Annotated in this window: 9 protein-coding genes; 4 read left to right on the forward strand and 5 right to left on the reverse strand. The window is 65.0% G+C overall.

What is annotated here, in order from left to right:
* Positions 1–43: 43 nt before the first annotated feature.
* The 3 genes from I6F21_RS15320 to I6F21_RS15330 all read left to right on the forward strand — a co-directional run bounded on the left by I6F21_RS15320 (position 44) and on the right by I6F21_RS15330 (position 2,068).
* Positions 44–823 carry an NAD kinase gene (locus tag I6F21_RS15320; protein ID WP_036010536.1) on the forward strand — a complete coding sequence of 260 codons (780 nt, stop codon included), beginning with the start codon at positions 44–46 and terminating at the stop codon, positions 821–823.
* A gap of 92 nt (positions 824–915) precedes the next feature.
* Entirely contained in the window at positions 916–1,461 is a 546-nt protein-coding gene (locus I6F21_RS15325) for a response regulator (RefSeq protein ID WP_011088265.1), read from the forward strand.
* A gap of 28 nt (positions 1,462–1,489) precedes the next feature.
* Positions 1,490–2,068 carry an Hpt domain-containing protein gene (locus I6F21_RS15330; protein ID WP_225139842.1) on the forward strand — a complete coding sequence of 193 codons (579 nt, stop codon included), beginning with the start codon at positions 1,490–1,492 and terminating at the stop codon, positions 2,066–2,068.
* Positions 2,069–2,208: 140 nt separating this feature from the next.
* Here the strand turns inward: I6F21_RS15330 and I6F21_RS15335 are convergent, their stop codons facing one another.
* The 4 genes from I6F21_RS15335 to folE all read right to left on the reverse strand — a co-directional run bounded on the left by I6F21_RS15335 (position 2,209) and on the right by folE (position 6,024).
* Positions 2,209–3,384, reverse strand: coding sequence for a DUF2336 domain-containing protein (locus I6F21_RS15335; RefSeq protein ID WP_057029588.1), 1,176 nt, complete (start codon positions 3,382–3,384; stop codon positions 2,209–2,211).
* Positions 3,385–3,711: 327 nt separating this feature from the next.
* Positions 3,712–4,785 carry a transglycosylase SLT domain-containing protein gene (locus I6F21_RS15340; protein WP_225139841.1) on the reverse strand — a complete coding sequence of 358 codons (1,074 nt, stop codon included), beginning with the start codon at positions 4,783–4,785 and terminating at the stop codon, positions 3,712–3,714.
* Between the two features lie 96 nt (positions 4,786–4,881).
* The gene (hisI, locus tag I6F21_RS15345; RefSeq protein WP_225139840.1) at positions 4,882–5,304 is read right to left on the reverse strand and encodes a phosphoribosyl-AMP cyclohydrolase; all 423 of its coding nucleotides are present in this window, start codon (positions 5,302–5,304) and stop codon (positions 4,882–4,884) included.
* 27 nt (positions 5,305–5,331) lie between these two features.
* Positions 5,332–6,024, reverse strand: coding sequence for a GTP cyclohydrolase I FolE (gene folE / locus I6F21_RS15350; RefSeq protein WP_036027718.1), 693 nt, complete (start codon positions 6,022–6,024; stop codon positions 5,332–5,334).
* Between the two features lie 253 nt (positions 6,025–6,277).
* On the opposite strand from folE, the gene I6F21_RS15355 reads away from it, so the two are divergent.
* Positions 6,278–6,733 (forward strand): iron-sulfur cluster assembly scaffold protein, encoded by a 456-nt coding sequence (locus tag I6F21_RS15355; RefSeq protein ID WP_036044037.1) that lies wholly within the window; start codon positions 6,278–6,280, stop codon positions 6,731–6,733.
* Between the two features lie 105 nt (positions 6,734–6,838).
* Here the strand turns inward: I6F21_RS15355 and I6F21_RS15360 are convergent, their stop codons facing one another.
* Complete coding sequence (locus tag I6F21_RS15360) at positions 6,839–7,735, reverse strand: hypothetical protein (protein ID WP_225139839.1); 897 nt, start codon at positions 7,733–7,735, stop codon at positions 6,839–6,841.
* Between the last annotated feature and the right edge of the window lie 34 nt (positions 7,736–7,769).

Below are 7,769 nucleotides of genomic sequence, written 5' to 3' on the forward strand. Positions count from 1 at the left end.
CCCGGCGGAACCTTCCTCGACCCAGCGGCCCTGCCGAGAAGCCATGACCAAGCCTGCGCGATACGACCGGATCGCCTTCGTCGCCAGCCCGAGCAACGAGGCGCAAGCCGCCTTTGGCCAGCTGACCAGGGATTATGGCAATTGCGATCCCGATGAGGCCGACGTAGTCGTCGCACTCGGCGGCGATGGGCTGATGCTGCAGACGCTGCACCACCATATGCGCACGGGAAAGCCGATCTACGGCATGCACCGCGGCACGGTCGGCTTCCTGATGAACGAGTACTCGACGCATGATCTGCGCCAACGGCTCGAGACGGCGCATGAATCCGAGATCAATCCGCTCCTGATGCGCGCGACCGACGTCAACGACCGCGTTCACCTGCACCACGCCATCAACGAGGTCTACTTATTCCGCCAGACCTCCCAGGCGGCGCGCTTGCGGATACTTATCGACGAGCGCGAACGCATGCCGGAGCTGATCGCCGATGGCATTATCGTCGCGACGCCGGCAGGCTCGACGGCCTATAACCTCTCCGCCCAGGGACCCATCCTCCCAATCAACGCCGCCCTGCTGGCGCTGACGCCAATCAGCGCCTTCCGGCCGCGGCGCTGGCGCGGCGCCCTCCTGCCCAATACCGCCTATGTCGTGATCGAGGTGCTGGAAGACGACAAGCGCCCCGTCGCAGCGGTCGCCGACCACGAGGAGGTGCGCAGGGTCCGGCGCGTCGAAGTGCTTTCGGACAAGAGCATCTCGATGCGGATGCTGTTCGACCCTGGCCACAGCCTGGAAGAGCGCATCCTGCGGGAGCAGTTCGGCTACTGAGTGTCCTGCCGCCCCAACCCTGGCCGCAACCCTTCGTTAACTCCCGGCACGATATGGTTAACGAAGGTTGACCCGCTTTTGGCCCGGGCGTCATGTTCCGTATCGACTTCAACAAGCTGCGCTTCCTCGTCTGCGACGACAATCCGCACATGCGCCGCATCCTGCGGACGCTGCTGCATTCGTTCGGCGCGCGCGAGGTCTATGAGGCCGAGGACGGCGCCACGGCGCTCGAAATGTACAGCCATTACGTGCCCGACATCGTCATCACCGACTGGGCCATGCCGATCTTCGACGGGCTCGAGCTCGCGCAGATGATCCGGCAGCCGGAATCCAAGGGCAATCCCTACGCACCGATCATCATGCTGACCGGACATTCGGAGAAACGTCGCGTCACGGTCGCGCGCGATGCCGGCGTCACCGAATTTCTGGCCAAGCCGATCTCGGCCAAGGGGCTCTATCAGCGTATCCTCAACGTCGTCGCCAATCCCCGCCCCTTCATCAAGACCAAGACCTATTTCGGCCCCGACCGGCGCCGCAACACCAACTCCGCCTATATGGGCCCGGAGCGCCGCGTCGGCGAAAAGCACGAGGTGCTGCAGCAGCCCTCGCTGCTCGACAAGGCCCGCTCCACCATCTAGCGCAACCGCTTCAGACGAGGCAGGCATCATGGCGAAGAACAGCGCAAAGGACATCGAGGTCAAGGCCTTCGCCACGCACCAGGTCATCACGCAGCCCAATCCGCTGCGCAAGGTCCTGCGCCGCGTCGAAGAAAAAGACCTCGACGACCCGGTCGCCCGCGCCGAGCAGGCGCTCGCGAGCCTCTCCGGCGAGTTCAAGGACTGGATGGCGATCGAGGCCCAGCGACTGTACGCCGCCTGGACGGCCGTGCAGAACGACGGCTTCACGAAGAAACTGCGCGACGAGCTGTTTCACGCCGCGCATGACATCAAGGGGGATGCGGCGACATTCGGCTTTCCTTCAGCCGCAGGCATCGCCGAAAGCCTGTGCCGCGTCATCGAGCACGCGCCTGACCTGGAAAAGGTGCCGGCCGAGCTGTTCACGCACCACATCAACGCCATTCTCGCCATCGTGCACGAGAACACCAGGCTGGACAGGATCAGCGTCTCGGCCGAGCTCAGCCACCGCCTGCGCAAGGTCGCCGATGATTATCTTGCCTACGTCAACCGCGACCGCCCCGAGCATCTCGAGGTGATCCTGGCGCCGAGCATCGCGCCGGCGGAATAAGGCCGAACTCTCTCCTCTCGTCATTGCGAGCGCAGCGAAGCAATCCAGACTGTCCCCGCGGAGGGATTCTCGATTGCTTCGCTGCGCTCGCAATGACGGAGCCTGTCTCTCTTCCGGCCCGCCTTGTCGCGAGCTTCGAACTACGCCGCAATCAGATCGTCATAGAGCGGATCGACCACATCATCCGCGACAATCTCGTCGCAGAACAGCCGTGCCTCTTCGCGCGCGGATTCAGTGGCGAAGCGGCGCAGCAGGACCATCAGCGGCTCGGTGGCGCCGCGATCGGACTCGCAATGGGTGAGCACGCGCTCGACCATGCGCCGGCGCAGCCGCGCCGCGCCGTCGTCGCTATCGACGAAGCCCTGCTCGTGGCAGGCATCGAGCGCGACCTGGAACGCCGCAAACGTCGCCTCCGGAAGCCCGGCGCGACGGAGCAGCGCGTGCACGCTGTTGCCGCCGCGCTCGTGCAGCAGCGCCGAGACGCGCGCCAGCGGCAGATCGGCGAGTTCGGCGAGTGCCGCGTCGAACAAGTCCAGATTGCCCGACAGCAATGCGCGCAGGATCAGGCCCGCGGTCAGCTGGCCGGTGATGCGCAAATGCCGGACCAGGCCCTGCATGTCATCGCCGCGCGAGCGCGCCGCGATGTTCATGGTGGAGCGGTCGCGCGCCTCGATGGTGATGCGGTCGGCGCGGTCGGCGCTCAGCCAGTTCCGCGCCACGACGAATTGCGCCAGCGTCTCGGAGAGCTTTGCCACCAGCGCAGCACGCGTTGCAGCCGGCAGATCCTCCAGCACCAGCATCGCCTCGCGGATCGCGGCTAGATGGCCATGACGCTCGACGATCCGGTCCCAGGAGAACGGGGCGAGCTCGGCATGGGGATTCTCGATCAGCTCCAGCGCGGCAGCCGCGCAGCCGACTTCGGCGATCGCGGCGCACACCGACACCGGCAATGCGATGCGGCGCGCGACTGCGCATTGCACCTCCTCGCCGCCGGTCGCGACGATGTCGACGAGATCGGCGTCGATCAAGAGCGGGGAATGTTCGAGCACCGGCAGCGCGACCGTCGGCTGATCGGCCGACAGCGCCCGCACGATTGCGGCCGGCGCATCGAGGCTGCGGGCAAAAGCTTCAGCCATCGCCTGCCGCACCAGCGGCGAGGCATCGTCAAGCAGCATCAGAAGCGCGCCTTCGGCGGCGATGCGATCGTCTGCAGAAAGGTCCGAGATCAGCCAGGCCCGGGCCAGCGCCCGTGTTGCCTCGGCCCGCTCGCCTGCGGGTGCCGTCCTGATCCAATGAATGAACTGCCGAACAATCATGCTGCTTCCGGCTTACACAACAGACGAAAAACGATGACGCTCGTCACCTGCAACACAAAATAAACCACGACGCTTAACAAAGCGTTCACCATAACTGGCTGGTTTTATTGATGATTTGTTAAGGGAACAAAGCCGCCACGCGCGGCACACGCGACGAGCTCTCGCTGATCCTCCGTCATTGCGAGCGCAGCGAAGCAATCCAGGACTGTATCCGCGGAGAGATTCTGGATTGCTTCGCTGCGCTCGCAATGACGGTGTTGACGCAGCTGCGCACACAGTCTCGATCTTGTGCACGGACGTAACGCGGCGTCCGGAGCAAGAGCGAAGCTAGCTCGAGAACGTGCCGCTGCGATCACTGAAGAGATCGAGCGGTTGCGGCGGCCGCACGTCCGGCGTCGCCGCTGCGACCGAGGTGAGCGAGGCATTGTTGCCCCATAGTTTCTGCACCGTGGTCGAGACCGGCTGCGTGGCATCGCCGGGTTGATAGATCGAACGAAACACCGGCGTGCCCGTCGGACTGTCCGCGACATGTGTCGACGACGTCGCGCTGACGGGCGTCACTGTGCGGGCATTCGGGAAGGTCTGGAGATAGGCGGCGTTGTCCACGACAGGCGCAGTGGGCACCACTGCATTGGCACTCGCGACCTGCGTGGTCGAAGGCGTGGCGCCATACATCGCCATCGCGCTGCGGGTTACCTTTGAATTGGCCGCGCTGGCATAGCGGCTGTCCAGGACCGAATAGACCTCGGAGACGCTGCGGGCGCGGCCGTCCTTGGCGTAGAAGATCGGGCGGTTGGCGGCCGCCGCGTTGGGAAACAGCCGCGCGCCGACGGCTTGCGGATTGTCCTCGGCATTGGCGATCAATTTCGCCGCGCCGCGGACGCCCATGAAATGGGCCATGTAGAGTTCGCTGTCGCTCGGCCTGCGCCCGAGCAGGCCGGTGAGCTTGAAGCTGTTCGACTGCGTCAGCGCCGCGGCCATGGCGGAAGCGGCTTCGGGATCGTCGCGCAGCTTCATGATCGACCGCTTCTTGACGGGATCGTCGACGGTGTAGGTCCCCGATGACGTCCTGGTGATGGCGTCGGCGTAGCTGCCATAGCCGAGCTGGGTACCCGCTTCCTTCACCGTGCCGAGCCAGGTCTGGTCGATGAACTGGTAGAGCCCCTGCGCGGACGAGGTGGTGGCGGCGGCCGTCGGATTGAAGTCCGATTCCATTTTGGCCGTGGTCAGCATGTACTGGAAGCTGACGCCTGTGACGTTCGAGGCCTGCTTGATCGCACCGGCGACACGCGCGCGCGACGGATCAAGGCCGGCCGTCTGCGTGGCACTGAAACTGTCGATCGACATGGTGGAGGGCCCGCCCCGCGCGGCGCTGAGCGACGCCGGCAATTCGGCGCCCATCGTCTCACCGTGGGACAGGTATGGTTAAGGCGGGGTTAACTGACGCTCCGCGTCATTCCGGGGCATGCGACAGCGCGAATCCGGAATGACAGGCTGCTACTTCCTGTAAACGTCGTTCGGATCGAACAGCCGGTCCGCCTCAGTGAAGACCAATCTTGCTCCCCCACCCTCGGCCTCGACCTTGCGGTAGAAGCACGACCGCCGGCCGGTATGGCAGGCCGCGCCGATCTGCTCGATGCGGATCCAGACCGCATCCTGATCGCAATCGGTGCGCATCTCGACCACGCGCTGGGTCTGACCCGACGTCTCACCTTTTCGCCACAAGGCATTGCGCGAGCGGCTGAAATACCAGGCTTCGCCGGTCGCAATGGTCTTGCGCAGCGCCTCCTCGTTCATGTGCGCGACCATCAGCACGTCGCCGGTGGCGACGTCGGTGGCGACGACCGTCACGAGGCCAGCGGCATCAAATCTGGGCAGGAAGGCGAGGCCCTCCTCGGTCTCATGGGAATGAGCGGACACAGCAACTCTCGCCGGTTTGTCGCGAGGTCAGCGCGTCGTGCCTCGCACCAGGGACAGGAAACGGGCCTGCTCCGCCGGATTGTCGCGGAACATGCCGGTGAAGCGGCTGGTGAAAGTAGAGGCGCCATGCTTGGCGACGCCGCGCACCGACATGCAGGTATGCTCGGCCTCGATCAGCACGGCAACGCCGCGAGGCTTGAGGACCTCGTCGATCGCGGCGGCGATCTGCGCGGTCAGGTGCTCCTGGGTCTGGAGCCGGCGGGCGAAAATGTCGGTCAGGCGGGCCAGCTTGGACAGGCCGACGACGCGCTCCACCGGCGTATAGGCGATGTGCGCCTTGCCGTAGAACGGCATCATGTGGTGCTCGCATTGCGAGGTGAACTCGATGTCGCGCACCAGGACGAAATCGTCATAGCCCGCCGTCTCGCCGAAGGTGCGGTCGAGCACCTCGGCCGGGCACTGGTGGTAGCCCTGATAGAGCTCGTCGAAAGCCTCGACGACGCGGCGCGGCGTGTCGAGCAGGCCCTCGCGCTCGGTGTTCTCGCCGATATAGGCGAGCAGCGTCTTCACCGCCGCTTCCGCCTCGGCGCGCGCGGGACGCGGCTGGTCGGCGCGGACGGCGGCCGCGAGGAATTCGGCAGGATCAAGCTCGGCCGGGCGGTTCTCGGGCTGCCGGTCGGAGGGCTTACCCGGGCGGATGGATTTGATTGCAGCGTCCATATCTTCTCCGTTCGACGGCCTAACGGCCGGAGTGTCACCGGCAGACGGGGCGGCCAAGCCGCCGGACGCCTGAACAGAACAGTTTCGGTGCAAAAGTCCCAAGGTCACAAAGCCGGCAGCGCAGATCTGGATCACCGCCACCGCTCCGCTGGACTGTTTTTCCACCAGTTCCGCCCCTATATAGGACCGTGGGCGGCGCCCGCCAAGGCCGATCCGGCTTGGAAGCGGGTGTGGACGCGTTGGACTCCATCACATGCTGAACGACATTTACAACAAGCGGATCATCGAGCTGGCCGGGAATATTCCGCGGCTCGGACGGTTGGCGGACCCCGATGCCTCCGCCACCGCCCATTCCAAGCTGTGCGGCTCGACCGTGAAGGTCGATCTTAAGATGAACGGGGATACCGTCACCGACTTCGCCCATGACGTGAAGGCCTGCGCTTTGGGCCAGGCCTCTTCATCCATCATGGCAAGTCACGTGGTCGGCTCGACTGCGAGCGAACTCCGTGAGTTACGCGAAACCGTTCGCAAGATGCTGAAGGAGAATGGTGCGCCTCCTCAAGGAAAATGGGAGGAGATCAAGTTCCTCGAGCCGGTCCGCGACTACAAGGCGCGCCATGCCTCGACGCTTCTCACCTTCGATGCCGTGGTTGATGCCATCGGCCAGATCGAGGCCAGAACCAAGCAGCCGGCCGCAGCGCAAGGCTGACCCCCTCTCCGTCATTCCGGGCGAACTTGCGCACCCCAGGTACGCACTTGCTCACCAAGGTTCGCGCTGACGCGCGCCCCGGGATGACTACCGAGATTTAAGAGCTTACTTCGGCGCCGCCGCAGCAGCCGGTGCGGCAACACTACCGGTCGGCACCAGGGCTTCCGCCGTCTTGGTCGACTTGGAAGCCTGTTCCGGTTCCGCGCCGAACCTCGCCTGCGTCTTCGGTGCAAGCTCCGCCATTGCCGGCGCCGAGATATCCACGTGCGGGAGCACGTCAGCCACGAGATCGGTCGTAACCAGATTGGTGAGCTTGAGCTCGCCGGCATCGAGCTCGTGCAGGTCCTCCCAAGGCGGGACGCTGAGCGCAAGCGACAACAGATCCCCGGCGCCACCCATATCGAAGGTGTATTTGGCGAGGCGGCCGATGTCGCGCTCCACGATCATCAGGTCCTGCGCGCTATAGCTCGCCGCCTTGGCATCATCGGCGCGGTCGCCCATCCAGATCTGGTGAACCCGGACATGAGCGGCTTCCGGCACGTAACGCTTCTTGCCGGCCAGCAGCAGGAACGCGCACATGGATTCGCAATAGGCTTCCGGCGCGACGGCCGGCCGTGTCGACGGCCCGCCGCGGAGGCTCACGCCGACCGTGGTCAAAAGCCCGAGATTGCGGAAGCGCCGGCCGAGCGTGATCGCGTCATTGACGGAGCCGCCGCTGGAATCGAGCACTACGGTGGCGCCGCCGAGCTGGCGGCCGCGCGAAAACTCTTCGAATTCTTTGGGCGTATCGGCAGTGATGATGCCAACCGCGCTGATCCAGCCGCGGCAGTTCGGCTCGCAGGCGACCCAGCTGAACTTCATCGGCAGCTTGCGCTCTTCGAGAGCAGCGCCTGCGCGGGCCGACGATCCGAATGTCGCGACGGCACCTGCCAGCGCGACCCCACAAACGGCGGTTCCCACCAGCAACCAGCCGCGAAGTTTAAGGGAGTTCAGAAGTCTCAATCTGGTTCCTTCCCCAAGCCCCAAAGCCCCAAGG

Origin of the sequence: Bradyrhizobium sp. NBAIM03, assembly GCF_020194055.1 — a bacterium.
Lineage (GTDB): Bacteria > Pseudomonadota > Alphaproteobacteria > Rhizobiales > Xanthobacteraceae > Bradyrhizobium > Bradyrhizobium yuanmingense.

What these genes read in the sequence shown, in the direction of transcription:
- I6F21_RS15320 (WP_036010536.1), top strand. Translation starts at nt 44, where the DNA reads ATGACCAAGCCTGCGCGATACGACCGGATCGCCTTCGTCGCCAGCCCG.
- I6F21_RS15325 (WP_011088265.1), top strand. Translation starts at nt 916, where the DNA reads ATGTTCCGTATCGACTTCAACAAGCTGCGCTTCCTCGTCTGCGACGAC.
- I6F21_RS15330 (WP_225139842.1), top strand. Translation starts at nt 1,490, where the DNA reads ATGGCGAAGAACAGCGCAAAGGACATCGAGGTCAAGGCCTTCGCCACG.
- I6F21_RS15335 (WP_057029588.1), bottom strand. Translation starts at nt 3,384, where the DNA reads ATGATTGTTCGGCAGTTCATTCATTGGATCAGGACGGCACCCGCAGGC.
- I6F21_RS15340 (WP_225139841.1), bottom strand. Translation starts at nt 4,785, where the DNA reads ATGGGCGCCGAATTGCCGGCGTCGCTCAGCGCCGCGCGGGGCGGGCCC.
- folE (WP_036027718.1), bottom strand. Translation starts at nt 6,024, where the DNA reads ATGGACGCTGCAATCAAATCCATCCGCCCGGGTAAGCCCTCCGACCGG.
- I6F21_RS15355 (WP_036044037.1), top strand. Translation starts at nt 6,278, where the DNA reads ATGCTGAACGACATTTACAACAAGCGGATCATCGAGCTGGCCGGGAAT.